The organism is Bradyrhizobium sp. B025 (assembly GCF_042257955.1).
Classification (GTDB): domain Bacteria; phylum Pseudomonadota; class Alphaproteobacteria; order Rhizobiales; family Xanthobacteraceae; genus Bradyrhizobium; species Bradyrhizobium diazoefficiens.
The window spans coordinates 1,727,938-1,740,394 of sequence record NZ_CP170150.1 but is presented as its reverse complement, the minus strand read 5'-3'; the positions used below and the strand labels follow the sequence as shown (position 1 = coordinate 1,740,394).

General features: G+C 63.6%; 11 protein-coding genes. 2 read left to right on the top strand and 9 right to left on the bottom strand.

Features of this window, described 5'->3' with window-relative positions; all coding sequences use genetic code 11:
- Positions 1–195 precede the first annotated feature (195 nt).
- From ACE10W_RS08070 to ACE10W_RS08055, 4 genes are all read right to left on the bottom strand, one after another.
- The gene (locus ACE10W_RS08070; protein WP_304550969.1) at positions 196–1,119 is read right to left on the bottom strand and encodes an SMP-30/gluconolactonase/LRE family protein; all 924 of its coding nucleotides are present in this window, start codon (positions 1,117–1,119) and stop codon (positions 196–198) included.
- Positions 1,116–2,027 (bottom strand): amidohydrolase, encoded by a 912-nt coding sequence (locus ACE10W_RS08065; protein WP_369525315.1) that lies wholly within the window; start codon positions 2,025–2,027, stop codon positions 1,116–1,118. Before ACE10W_RS08065 ends, ACE10W_RS08070 begins: the two co-directional genes overlap by 4 nt.
- Before the next feature lie 120 nt (positions 2,028–2,147).
- Complete coding sequence (locus ACE10W_RS08060) at positions 2,148–2,900, bottom strand: IclR family transcriptional regulator (RefSeq protein ID WP_304550967.1); 753 nt, start codon at positions 2,898–2,900, stop codon at positions 2,148–2,150.
- 162 nt (positions 2,901–3,062) lie between these two features.
- Entirely contained in the window at positions 3,063–3,938 is an 876-nt protein-coding gene (locus ACE10W_RS08055; protein ID WP_304550966.1) for a LysR family transcriptional regulator, read from the bottom strand.
- A 151-nt stretch (positions 3,939–4,089) separates the two neighbouring features.
- On the opposite strand from ACE10W_RS08055, the gene ACE10W_RS08050 reads away from it, so the two are divergent.
- Positions 4,090–4,743, top strand: coding sequence for a hydrolase (locus ACE10W_RS08050; protein ID WP_028174245.1), 654 nt, complete (start codon positions 4,090–4,092; stop codon positions 4,741–4,743).
- A gap of 121 nt (positions 4,744–4,864) precedes the next feature.
- Here the strand turns inward: ACE10W_RS08050 and ACE10W_RS08045 are convergent, their stop codons facing one another.
- The 4 genes from ACE10W_RS08045 to ACE10W_RS08030 form a co-directional block, all read right to left on the bottom strand.
- The gene (locus ACE10W_RS08045; RefSeq protein WP_011085060.1) at positions 4,865–6,211 is read right to left on the bottom strand and encodes a carbohydrate porin; all 1,347 of its coding nucleotides are present in this window, start codon (positions 6,209–6,211) and stop codon (positions 4,865–4,867) included.
- A gap of 137 nt (positions 6,212–6,348) precedes the next feature.
- Positions 6,349–7,407, bottom strand: a complete 1,059-nt coding sequence (locus ACE10W_RS08040; RefSeq protein WP_304550963.1) for an ABC transporter permease — start codon at positions 7,405–7,407, stop codon at positions 6,349–6,351.
- Positions 7,404–8,930, bottom strand: a complete 1,527-nt coding sequence (locus tag ACE10W_RS08035) for a sugar ABC transporter ATP-binding protein (RefSeq protein WP_304550962.1) — start codon at positions 8,928–8,930, stop codon at positions 7,404–7,406. The genes ACE10W_RS08040 and ACE10W_RS08035 overlap by 4 nt, the downstream gene beginning before the upstream one ends.
- Positions 8,931–8,991: 61 nt before the next feature.
- Entirely contained in the window at positions 8,992–9,954 is a 963-nt protein-coding gene (locus ACE10W_RS08030; protein WP_375762590.1) for a sugar-binding protein, read from the bottom strand.
- Between the two features lie 257 nt (positions 9,955–10,211).
- On the opposite strand from ACE10W_RS08030, the gene ACE10W_RS08025 reads away from it, so the two are divergent.
- Complete coding sequence (locus ACE10W_RS08025; protein WP_304553699.1) at positions 10,212–11,474, top strand: ROK family protein; 1,263 nt, start codon at positions 10,212–10,214, stop codon at positions 11,472–11,474.
- Positions 11,475–11,530: 56 nt separating this feature from the next.
- Here ACE10W_RS08025 and ACE10W_RS08020 read toward each other — a convergent pair whose 3' ends face one another.
- Positions 11,531–12,328: an adenylate/guanylate cyclase domain-containing protein gene (locus ACE10W_RS08020; RefSeq protein WP_304550961.1), complete on the bottom strand. Its 798-nt coding sequence runs from the start codon at positions 12,326–12,328 to the stop codon at positions 11,531–11,533.
- Between the last annotated feature and the right edge of the window lie 129 nt (positions 12,329–12,457).

Below are 12,457 nucleotides of genomic sequence, written 5' to 3'. Positions count from 1 at the left end.
AACGCCGTTTCATTTTATAGAAACTACAGCGAAGCGCTTGCGTCGCCCGATCGGAGGCGCTCCCCTGGAAAAGTGGAGTGCTGGCCGCCGGTTACGATGTCAGGGAGGCCTGGAGAGAGACTGGCTGCCGCGCGTTTGCGATATGCGGCCACCTGCTCCGATGCATACCGAACTGATCGCGAGCCGGGCGCTGCCCTAGTCGGTGTGCGAGAACAGCGGCATGCCCGGCGTTTCGAGTTCGGCGCGGAGCAGTGTTCCCGTGCGGCTCTCGGTAATGAAAAGGCTCTTTCGTTCCGGTCCGCCGAACGCAAGATTAGTCGTGCCCACGCCCGCGCAGGAAACGATGCGGTCAAGCGGCTCGGCCAGGGGGGACAGCCGCCACACGGAGCCGAAGCCGGTGTGGCAGACCAGCAGGTTGCCGCCGCTGTCCAGCGCCAAGCCGTCGGGGCCGCCGGGACCGCCGTGCAGGTGCGAGAATATGCCGACCTTCGTCGTCAGGCCGCTGGCCGGCAGTGGCACGCGCCAGACCTGGTTGGCCCGTGTCACGGCCACCAGCAGGAAGCTCTCCTCGTGGTCGACGACGATGCCGTTCGGACTCGGGATCGTGTTGATCAGGCAGGTGAGCCGGCCATCGGGCGCGAGCTTCCAGACCCGGCCCGTGGGATCGTGCATCCCGGTCTGGCCCTGATCGGTGAAGTAAAGATTACCCGACGGCGCGAAGATGAGATCGTTCACGCCCTTGAAGCTCTCGCTTGCCGCCGTCTCCAGAAATGGCGTTACGCTGCCGCTGGCCGGGTCCAGCAGCATGATCCCGCGCTTGTAGTCGGTGATGAACATGCGGCCGTCGCGGTGAATCTTCAGCCCGTTCGGCCACCCGTCATACTCGGTCACGAGCTCCCACTCGCCTTCCGGACTGACACGGAAGATGCGTCCATACGGAATATCGGTGACATACAGTCGGCCCTGCCGATCGAAGGATGGCCCTTCAAGGAAGGAGTCGATCTCACGTCCGCCCTGATTGGCGTCCGCCCAGGCGGTGCGGCGTGGCTTGCGGAACTGGTCCGGAAGCCGTGTGAAGATGCTGGTTTCGATCCGACGCGGTGGGGTGAAGAACGTCATGGCACGACCTTGGGAAAACCGTAGAGTTCGGCAGGGTTGTCGACGAGGATGCGCTTGAACACGGCCTCGCCTCCCGCCCATATGGCGAAAAGATCGAGCAGATGCGCATCGTCAGGCTTGCGCTCCTTCTCGGAAGGGTGCGGCCAGTCGCTGCCCCAGACCATTCGCTCGGGCGCCGCCTTGACATAGGCCGCCGCGACGGCTCCTGCGTCAGCGTAGTCCGGCGCACCCTGCTTGCTCGACACATAGGGACCCGACAGCTTCACCCAGGTCTTGCCGCGGTCGAGCAAGCCGCGGATGATCTTGTAAGGCGCGCTCTCCAGGCCAGCCGGCTGCGGTATCTGGGCCAAATGGTCAAGGACGAGGCCTCCGGGCAAAGACGCCAGAAGGTCCGCATTGTCCTCAATCTGCTTGGGACGCATGTTGATCTGGCAGTGCCAACCGCGATTGGCCAGTCTCGGGGCGAGCGACTTGAGAGAGTCCACCGTCAACGCTCCCGGAAAACCGAGATTGAAGCGGACACCGCGGACACCCTGCTCATCGAGCCGTCGCAGATCGGTATCCGATATGTCCTCGGGCACAACGGCGACCACGCGAAAGTTCTCCGGCCCGAGCGCCTGTCGTGACGCAATCTGCAGCCGGTTGTCCGTACCGTAAGTGGAGGGCTGGATGATGACGCCCCGCGTTGTGCCGATCCGGCGCTGCAGCGCGCGATAGTCTTCGGGCAAGGCGTCCTCGGGCAGCAGCGTCGCGCCCTTCATGACCGGATAGCTCTTGTCATAGGTGTGGAAATGGCAATCGGTCGCGCCCGGCGGCGGAACGAAGCGCGGCTTCTCCGAGCCGCTCGACCAGCGCACCTCCTGCGCCGTCGCAAACCGGGGAAGCGCGGATGCAGTGAGTCCGGCCAAGACCGTCCTCCGCGTGAGCGAAGCTGAAGCCACGACGTTCGTCCTCCCCATACTTTGTTATGGCGAGCCTTATAAGTCGCGTCGACTGACCGGGCAAGAAAAATGAAACGACGTTGCGTTTTACGCAGACACGCTGGCCGCCCGTTTGCGGGTGCTCTTTCCGGCTCCGGATGGCGGAGTTCCCCCGCACGCCACAGTGAGCCTGTTTGCAGCCTCGACCAGCGCGCCCTTGATTTGCTCTGCGCGCGCCGCCGTCAGCCGACTGACCGGCCCGGAGATGGCGAGCGCCCCGACCAGGGAGTCGCCGATGCCGAAGACGGGCATGGCGAGAGCGGCCGCATGAGGATCCGTGATGCCGGAGGTGAACAGCGGCAATTCGTCATCCGGTCGAGGCGGCCCGGACTCGTAGCGGCGGAGCGTTTGGGCAATGGCGGACTTGTCCATGGGACGGGTGTCGCCCGGCTGCACGGTCATCCGGATCCGATTGGTGGTCTCCACCCTGAAAAGACACAGCCTCTCCTCGCCGTTTCGCACATAGAAGGACGTCGTCTCGCCGGTTTTCGCCGCGAGCTGCTCAAGCACGGGCATGACATGATCGGACAGACGAAACGCCTGCTGATAGGCTGTCCCGAGACGCAAGGTCTCCGCATCGAGCCGATAAGAGCCGTCCGGCAGGCGCGCGAGCAGCCGGTAACGTTGCAGCGATAGAGCTAGCCGCAGGATGGTACTCTTCACCAGACCGGTCCGCTCGGCCAACTCAGCCAGGCTCAAGGCGCCGTCGCCCCGGCGAAATGCCGTCAATACCGCTAACGCCCGTTCGGCTGCCGATACGCCTTTGAGTGCAGGCGGCTTCTTCTCGGTCTGCTTTGCCATGTCCAATCCTCGTCGCTGCCATTTCCTACGGCATTCTCGCCGCGGGTAGAAGGGCTACGATGGCCTGCAGGGCTTTGGCGGGATATCGAGAGATCGCGTTCCGAGCTGGGCTGCTCTGCGTGAGGTCCGCGGGTCGTTTTGCCGTGAAGGCGAAGCTGATCGTTATCCCGAGACCGGATTGCAATGCTCGACCAGCAATTCCGTGAGGACCCGGATCTTCCGCGCGGGATGCTGGCCTGGCGGGCGGATGACATAGGCACCCGCCGGAGGTGGTGGATGACGGGTCATGACGGAAACAAGCGCACCCGATGCCAGCAATTCATTGGTGAGGAAATCGGGGAGGTAGGCAATCCCGAGCCCTGCTGTTGCGGCGGCCGCCAGAGCAGTGCCGTTGTCAGCCTTGAAGCGACCCTGTGGACGAACCGTGATGATCTTGTCGCCGTCCATGAGCTGCCAAGTTTCGGTGCCCTGCATGAGCGCTTGATGGGCGACGAGTTCCTCGGGTGTCTCAGGCGACCCGTGCTCTTTGACGTAGCCAGGACTCGCAACGAACTTGCCGTAGATCGGTCCGACGCGCTTGGCGATCAAATTGGAGTCTTGAAGATAGCCAATCCGAATCGCGCAGTCATAACCTCCTGCGATGAGATCGACGAATTGGTCACTGTAGCAGGTGTGGATTTGGAGCTGAGGGTGTCGTCGCGCCATTTCCGCCATCATGGGGGCGAAGTAGCTCGAGCCGAAGGACAGCGGCACAGCAACTCGCAAGCGTCCACGAAGCTCGCCGGCAGGCAGGATCGTCTCTTTGGCTACGTCGATCTCGGTGCAGACTCTGGCAGCATAGTCTCGGAACGTCACCCCAGCTTCCGTTAGAGCGGCGCCGCGGGTGGTTCGTGCAAGAAGCTGGACACCAAGTTCCGATTCAAGCCGCAAGAGCCGTCGGCTGACGATTGACTTGGAGACGCCGAGCCGGAGCGCAGCAGGCGAAACTCCGCCAGCATCAGCAACTTCTACGAATGTCCGCAGCTCCTCGATGTCCACTTTGGCGTTCCTCATTTCGCGACACAGCTTGCCTCAAAACGGTACTACCGCATCGAACGCGGGAACGGCAATAAGCCCTGCAGGTGGCCCGCCTTTGGCGAGCATCTCCCTAAAACCGATGCCGCATTGAACGGCAACAAAGGATGTCATGATGAAACTTCGTAACGGCCTTGCTTCGCTTCTTCGTCCCGAAGACTCAGTGCTCGTCCTGATCGACCACCAGCCCTACCAGCTTGCGAACGTGAACAGCCACGAACCGCAGATGGTGATCAACAACACGGCAGCTCTCGCGAAGGCGGCAAAGGCCTTCGGTGTCCCCACGATCCTGACGAGCGTGATTGCCGAGCGGGGTGGCCTGCTCTTCCCCCAGATCACCGAAGTGTTCCCCGGACAGGAGGTGATCGACCGGACGTTCATCAACACCTGGCAGGATAAGAAGGTGGTGGACGCGGTCAAGGCCACGGGCCGCAAGCAGCTGATCATCGCCGGTCTGTGGACCGAGATATGCGTCGCGATGCCGACGATCCAGGCCCTCGGCGAAGGCTGGGACGTCACTGTGGTCACAGATGCGTCCGGCGCCGTTTCGGTCGAGGCCCACGAGGTCGCCATCCAGCGCATGATTACGGCTGGCGCCAACATGATGACTTGGCTGGCAGTGGCGGCCGAATGGCAGCGCGACTGGGCCAGGGCCGATCAAGCCGTCAAGCTGACGGAGGTGATCCTGCAGCATGCCGGCGGGAGCGGCATCGCGTTCCTGTGGGAGCAGCAGCTGCTCAACACACCGGTACCGAAACGCGCGGGCTGAGCTGAACCGGGTGATGAGGATCCTCGATCTGGAACGGTGACTTTCGTGCATGCCCCGATTGGGGCATGCACCTCTCACTGCCGGCTCGCTCAATGTCCTGATCCGGGCAGGTTGCCGTGAATCAGAAGTGGACCTCGGTGCGCATACCAAGAACCACGGCATTGTCGGTCTTCACGCCCACGGCGTTATAGCCGCGCCCGCCGGGATTGATCACATACTGCGCGTCGAACTTGAGGTTCAGCCAGCCGGTCGCCTGCCATCCGTACCAGACTTCGATCGGAACTTCGTTGCCGCCGGCGTTGGGGCTGAGGGCAGCCGAGTTCACGTGGGTCGTGCCCACCGCGAAGCCGACTTCGTCCTGGGGACGCCAGCTAAACGTTCCGGTATGCCGGAAGCCCAGGGCGATCTGGTAGTCCTGATACGACGTCCGGTGATCGGCAACGGTCGTGTTGAGGAAAGTGTACCAGCCCTGCGCGCCCGGACCGTCGACGGTCAAGCGTTGAAGGATGGACTCGTAGACGCCGTAGCGCCCGCGTTGATCCCCGAGATTTTGATCCGGGACGCCTCCAATGCCGGGGATGGTTGAGATGACCCCGGGAAGGCCACCATCAATGGTCGATGCGCTGTCATACCAGCCGCCCAATCTCCAGGTCCCGTTCAGCGGCCCCGACGGCGCCCAGACCAACTCCACCGGCACCATCACGCCGCTGGCGCGGCTTGAGGCGGGGATGCCCGGCAGGAAGTAGATGGCAGGGTCTGACGTCGTCAGATAATTCGGATTGGCATCGTAGACGCCGACCGAAATCGTGAATTCCGGCGCCAGCTTGTAATGGACGACACCGGCCCATTGGCTCACCGGCCAGTTGTAGATGTAGCCACCCTGGATGTTGCCGGGCTGGCCGCCGCAGAAGGTCAGGTTAATGAACTCGCACAGGCCGAAGAAGAAGTCGGAGCCGACCGGAAGACGGCCGCCCTTGAGTTCGAGGCGGTCATCGAAAAGCTTCTGCGAGTAGTAGAGTTGTGTCAGGCGCAGAATATTGCCGCGGCCAAACACCTCGTTGGTCAGCTGCAAGGCGGGAATGTCCGCTTCGGTGTTCAGATTCTTGCCGAAGCGGTCGACCAGCGTCAGACCGACCGTGCCGCCGGGGATGCCCGCGAGCTTCCCCATATCGAGCTTCGCGCCGAACCACAGCTGACCAGCGTTGGCTGCGGTGTTCCTGCTTCCACCCGTGACGTTGCCGACAGATTCGTTACCCAGCGTCAGGCCCAGCTCGATGCCCTGCTCCTTCAGCTTCGTCCTGCCGAGATCGCCGAATAGATACGGTCTCGTCCAGAAATCGTCGGCAGCATAAGGAACAGGAGCAGCTTTCGTCGAAAAATCGGCCGCATGCACCGCGCCGCCCAGCAGCGAAGAGAAAGCAATCCCCACACTGCACACTCGTGCGGTGTTTACAAACCTGCGCAACATCTTACTCGTCCTCCCGCCGTCTCAGGCTTTGCTTGTTTTGCCTCACGTTCCGGCCCAAAGCCCTCGAGCCTGGAACGCGCTCCCTCCCCCAGCGGCCGCCGACGAAGCGGCCTCGTGTCAACTGGAGCGTGGATCCGTCATGCTTGATCACTCGTTCTCACCGGCAAGGCATCCGCGGCGCGCGGTGACGCGCCTTGTCCTTGCACCGGTGTCGATTTCGGCGCCGTGCGAGCGAGGCCGGCGAGCGCCTGCCTGCGCCGCCGCCGGGCCTGCAATTGCTGATCCGCCAGCACGCCGATCAGAATCACGGTCCCCATCACCGCGAAGTTCAAGGAATTGGGGATGCCCAGGATATTCACGAGGTTCTGCAGCACCTGCAGCAGCGCAGTCCCCAGCACGATACCGAGAATGGAGCCCTCGCCGCCGCGCAGGCTGCACCCGCCCAGGACGGCAGCTGCGATCGCGTAGAGCTCATAGAAATTGCCGAAGGAGCTCGGAGACACCGAGTTCGTGTAGAACACGAACAGGACTGTTGAAACGCCGGCCAGCCCACCGCTGATGATATAGGCGGTTGCGATCACGAGATTCGTGTTGATGCCCGAGAAGCGCGCCGCTTCCTCGTTCTTGCCGACGGCATAAAGCCAGCGCCCGTAGACCGAGCGATGCAGCAGCACGCCGAGGACGAGCGCAAGGACGATCAAAAGGATGAAGGTGTTCGGGATGCCCGCCAAATTGCCGGAGGCAATGTTGCTCAGTGTCCCGGCCTCGTCGCCGTAGCCGAAGCCGCGCGTCGAGTCGCTCGTATAGTAGCGCGCGGCGCCGCGATAGATCAGCAACCCGCACAGCGTCACGATGAAGGGCTGCATCTTCAGCCGGGTGACGAGAAGACCCTGAATGGCGCCCAGCACGAGCCCGCCCAGCAACACGGCCAGCAGCGCCAGCGGCCAATGAACCTGATGAGTCGTCAGAAGATCGATGAAGATGACGCCGAGCAGCGCGAACATCGAGCCGAGCGAAAGGTCGATGCCGCCGGTGATGATCACGAGCCCCTCGCCCAGCGCAAACACACCGAACAGGCCAATCAGATTGGCCATGTTCAGCAGGTTCACCAGCGACAGGAAGGCCGGATTGATCAGGCCCGTGATGGCGGAAATCACCACGAGCAGCAGGCCCAGGCCGAGTTCCTTCTTGATCATGGCGCCGCCGCTTCCACGGTTTCCGGCGCCTGGCCCATTGCGAGCTGCAACACGTTGTATTCGCTGAACTGCGGGCGCTCCAGCACGCCGCTGACACTCCCCTCATGCATCACCGCGATCCGGTCGGAAACGCCGATCACCTCCTCCATGTCCGAGGAGATCATCACGATCGCGACGCCGTGGTCGGCGAGCTCGCGCATCAGCGCGTAGATCTCGCTCTTGGCACCGACATCGACGCCGCGGGTCGGCTCGTCGAAGAACATCACGCGCGGCTGCATGGAGAGCCACTTGCCCAGCACGACTTTCTGCTGGTTGCCGCCGGAGAGCGTGACGGCCTCGATATCGACGCTCGGCGCCTTGATGGAGAGGCGTCTGACCTGCTCCTTCGCCACCTTGCGCTCGGCCGCGCCGCTGACCAGCCACATCCGGGCATAATTCAGCAGGCTTGCCAGCGTCACGTTCTCCCGGATCGGCAGCTCCAGCACGAGCCCGGATTTCTTGCGGTCCTCCGGCATCAGATAGATGCCTTGCCTGATCGCGTCCCGCGGCGATGTGACATCGACCGGCGCGTTGTCGATCCTGATCTCGCCACCCAGCAGCGGATCGATGCCGAAGGCCGCGCGGGCAAGCGAGGTGCGACCGGCACCCACCAGCCCCGCCAGTCCGAGGATCTCGCCATGCCGCACGGAGAGATCGATCTGCCGGTCGGGAAAGGCCGATGTCACGAGGCCGAGGATGTCGCAGCCACCCGGCTGCGGCGGCCGTTTCGGCGGCGTATGCAGCGCTTTCAGGTCGCGGCCGATCATCAGCCGGATCATTGCGGCATGGCTCAACTCGTCTCGCGCCAGCTCCCCCACCGTGCGCCCGTCGCGCAGCACCACGACGCGGTCGGCGCAGGTCATGATCTCGCCGAGCCGATGCGAGATATAGATGACCGCGATGCCATGCGCCTTCAGATCGGCAATCACCTCGAGCAGCCGCTCGGTCTCCGAAATCGTCAGGCTGGAGGTCGGCTCGTCCATGATGATCACGCGGGCGTCGATCGAAAGCGCCTTGGCGATCTCCACCATCTGGCGCTCGGCGATCGACAAATTGTCGACCAGTGTGTCAGGAGCGAAATCGGCACCCAGCCGCTCCAGCAGCGGCGTCACGCGGGCGCGCATCTCGGCATTGTCCACCAGCTTCAGAGGGCCGCCGACAAGCTTCTCGCGTCCGATGAAGACGTTCGCGGCGACGTCGAGATTCTCGAACAGGTTCAATTCCTGATGCACGAAGGCGATGCCGGCCTGCGTCGCCTCGCTTACCGTCATGCGGGCGCGGTCGATGCCGCCGATGCGGATCACGCCCTGGGTTGGCGCGATCACGCCACCCAGCACGCGCATCAGCGTCGATTTGCCGGCGCCGTTCTCGCCGATCAGGCCCAGCACCTCGCCGCGGTACACGCGCAGGCTGACATCGTCGAGGGCCATGACCCCGGGATAGGACTTGCTGATCCCGGCGAGTTCGAACAGGATTTCCGCCATTCATCTCCTCCCGCACGACGCCCGGCGGCAGTGCCAGCCGGGCGTCGAAAGGCGGTGCTACTTACTTCTTCAGCAGGGCCTTCAGATCTGCGGTGAACTCCGCGACGTTGGACTTGCTGATCACCTTGGTCGGTACGATCAGCTTGCCGCCCGCCGGGATCCAGGACTTGTCCCCGTTCAGCGTCTTGATGATGTTGGTGGCGGAGAGATAGCCGAACTCGTACGGCTGCTGCACCACCGTCGACTCGATCGTGCCGTCGGAAACGCCCCGCAGCGTGCGCTGGTCCTCGTCGAAGCCGACGATCTTCACCTTGCCGGCCTTGCCCGCCGCCTTGACCGCGTCATAGATCAGCGGTGTCTCGTAGCTCCAAAGGCCGGACAGCAGTGCGATGTCGGGATATTTGACGAGCACGTTCTCCATGTTCGCCTTGGCCTTGGCGAAGTCCACCTGGTCGGTGAACACGTCGACCAGCTCGACCTTGGTGCCGGCGATCGCTTCCTTGATGCCTTGCACCCGCTCGCGGGCGTCGTCCGCGTCCATCGTGCCGACAAACAGCGCGATCTTGCCGCCGTTCGGCAACGCCTTCTTGATCTCCTCGCCGGCCTGCCGCCCGGCCGCGACGTTGTCGGTGCCGATATAGGCGAGGCGATTGCTCTGCGGCGCGTCGCTGTCCGTCGTGATCAAGACGGTCTTGGCCGCAACCTTGTTGAGCTGTTCGGTTGCGTGCGGCGCGTCGTCCACCGAGATGGAGATGCCGGCGACACCGCGCACCAGGAGGTCGTCCAGCTCGCGCCGCTGGCCCGCCGCCGTGCCTTCGTTGGTGACGATCAATTCGATATTGTAGTCCGGGTGCTCCTTCTGCGCCTTTTCGAGCCCGCGCCCGGCGATGGTCCAGAAATCGGCCGCGACATTGGTAACCAGCGCGATGGTCTTTTTCTGCTGCGCCTGCGCCATTCCCGCGGTCATCGCGAGCGCGGCGGCCGCGAGCAGCGGCACTATCAATTTCGTCCTTGATCCGTTCATGTGCACCTCCCTTTGGTCGCCCCGCATCAGGCGACTTCACGGCGCTTTTTGCGCCTTATTTTATTCACACAGCGAAGAAATGTCGCAGAGCAAAACAGAAAAATCAGGATGCACTTGCTCACTCTTCGAGTTTAGATAGTACATGGGGTATTATAATAGTAAATATGACGCATAACGACTCCCTTTGGCTGTGCTTTTTCAACAACACTACCGAGACACGCACCTATTAAATTCACTAACAGAATTAAATGGACAGCATGGTTGACCAGATTGAGCCACCGCGACGCGTTTCCAGCCTGGCCCGCGGGTCGAACCGCGGCCGCCTCGTCGAACTCTTGCGACGCCAGGGGCCATTGCCCCGCGTGGCGCTCGCCCGGAGCACGGGACTGAGCTTCCCCGCCGTTTCCGGTCTGACGTCGAGACTGATGGCGGAAGAGTTGTTGTGCGAGACCGAGACAGCGGCAACGTCATGGTCCGACGATACCGACGACGAGGATGCGGACGGGCTGAATGGCCGCCGCCGTGGCCGGCCGGTCGTGCTGCTGACCTTGAACCCGGAGTTCGGGCGCATCATCGCGGTCTCCGTACGCATGAACCTGATTGAGACGCTGATCGCCGATTTCGGAGGCGCTGGCCTGGCGCAGTCGCGACTAGCTCTCCCGACGCGCGCTCTCGATGCAGGCGCACTGCGCGATCTGGTCATCGCGCAGATCAATGCGATGCTTGATGCGACGGCGACGCCGCGCCATCAGCTGTTGGGAATCGGGCTTGCGCTGCAGGGTATCGTGAACGCCGATACCGGCCGGACGCTGTGGAGCCCGGCACTGTCGATCACCGACGTCGATCTGGCGACGCCGATACGTCAGGCGTTCGGGGTCGAGGTCGTGATGGCGAACGACGCCGTCGCAGTTGCGCTCGCCCTTACGGCCGCCGAACCGGCGCTGGCGGAGGGCCTCTCGGCCACGATCATGGTCGGTCACGGCATCGGGATGGGCGTTGTCGCCGATGGCGAAGCGCACTGGGGCGCCGGCAGCGAGATCGGCCATGTCAAGCTGGCGCCGGATGGTCCGCAATGCCGCTGCGGCCAGCGCGGCTGTATCGAGGCCTATCTTGCCGACTATGCGCTCTACCGCGACGCCCGCACCTTTCTCGACTTGCCGCCGGCGGACTCGCAGCAGCCGTCCGAGGCGCAGATGGCTCTGCTGCGCGAGCGGGCGCTGGGCGGCGATCCGCGCCTCGAGAACCTCTTCCAGCAGGCAGGTCGCGCGCTTGCCGAGGCGGTCGCGGCAACGATATCCGTGCTGCGCCCACACCATGTCATTCTGGCAGGGCCCGGCCTGCAGGCATTCGACATGATGCGCCTCGCCTATGAGGAGCGGCTTGAGCAGGCGGTGTTGCCATGGCTGCTCAAGTCCACGGCGATCTATCTGCGTCCAAGCGAGTCGACGGCAATTGTCGACGGCATGGTGCGGAGGACGCTGCGGGTGGTGGACCGAAACCACATGGAGGCGACCGAGTGAGCAACGGAGGTCGCTTGATCTTCAAGGCGAGGTCAGGGTTTGCGAGCCGGAGGTACCTACCCCTCCACCCGATAGAGCCGCCACCGCTCCGGCACGCCCTTGAGCTGATGCACACCGTGATCCCTGAAGCTGAACGTTGACTGCGTCTTCATCAGGTCCTTGACCGCGCTCGACACCAGAACCTCGCCGGCGCGCGCTTTGGCGGCGACGCGGGTGCCGATGTGGAAGGCGAGCCCGACCATTTCGCCGCCGCTCACCGTGTACTCGCCGGCATGCAGCCCCACCCTGACATCGAGGCCCAGCGTACGCACGGCTTCGCGGATCGCGGTCGCGCAACTGACGCCGGCCGCCGGCGCCTTGAACGTCGCGAGCACGCCGTCCCCCGTCGTCACGACTTCCTTGCCGCGCGAGGTCTTCAGCTCCTTGCGGACGGCCGCGTAATAGTGGCCCATGATCTTGGTCCATCGCGCATCGCCGAGCTTCGCGGCCTTTGCGGTGGAGCCGACGATATCGACGATCAGGATGGTGGCGAGCGCCTGTTTGGGCTCGGCGCTTCCGCCGGCCGACCGGCGCCGGTTCGCAATGGGCCCGGTCAGCGGCTCGTAGCGGTGGTTCCGCCGCCGCGCGATCGCGGCCTTGGCATAGTCCTGGGCACGCTGCGCCGTGCCGCAACGAATCGTCTTCTCCTGCGGCAGACGCGCCCAGTAGACCTTTCGCCCGGCACCGGTGCCATGGACCTCCACGGCACCCCATTTCAGGAAAATCACCGGGCCAACGCGCCTGACGCACCACGCCTTCGACGTGTACCCAGATACGTTCGACCAATGGACTCCGATGCGAAGAAATTTTGGCATGAACGCGCGGCCAATCGTAGGAACGTTTGGGCTACCGAGTTCAAAGCGTAGTGGTACACCCTCGCGTTTGCAATACGATCCGGCGTGAAGCCGTCCGGCGCGCGGCGGGCCGGCGCCTGGAGCCGGCTC

Excerpts from the sequence above, each read along its gene's own strand:
- ACE10W_RS08020 (WP_304550961.1), bottom strand. The coding sequence starts at position 12,328 with ATGCCAAAATTTCTTCGCATCGGAGTCCATTGGTCGAACGTATCTGGG.
- ACE10W_RS08060 (WP_304550967.1), bottom strand. The coding sequence starts at position 2,900 with ATGGCAAAGCAGACCGAGAAGAAGCCGCCTGCACTCAAAGGCGTATCG.
- ACE10W_RS08035 (WP_304550962.1), bottom strand. The coding sequence starts at position 8,930 with ATGGCGGAAATCCTGTTCGAACTCGCCGGGATCAGCAAGTCCTATCCC.
- ACE10W_RS08040 (WP_304550963.1), bottom strand. The coding sequence starts at position 7,407 with ATGATCAAGAAGGAACTCGGCCTGGGCCTGCTGCTCGTGGTGATTTCC.
- ACE10W_RS08025 (WP_304553699.1), top strand. The coding sequence starts at position 10,212 with ATGGTTGACCAGATTGAGCCACCGCGACGCGTTTCCAGCCTGGCCCGC.
- ACE10W_RS08030 (WP_375762590.1), bottom strand. The coding sequence starts at position 9,954 with ATGAACGGATCAAGGACGAAATTGATAGTGCCGCTGCTCGCGGCCGCC.
- ACE10W_RS08070 (WP_304550969.1), bottom strand. The coding sequence starts at position 1,119 with ATGACGTTCTTCACCCCACCGCGTCGGATCGAAACCAGCATCTTCACA.
- ACE10W_RS08050 (WP_028174245.1), top strand. The coding sequence starts at position 4,090 with ATGAAACTTCGTAACGGCCTTGCTTCGCTTCTTCGTCCCGAAGACTCA.
- ACE10W_RS08045 (WP_011085060.1), bottom strand. The coding sequence starts at position 6,211 with ATGTTGCGCAGGTTTGTAAACACCGCACGAGTGTGCAGTGTGGGGATT.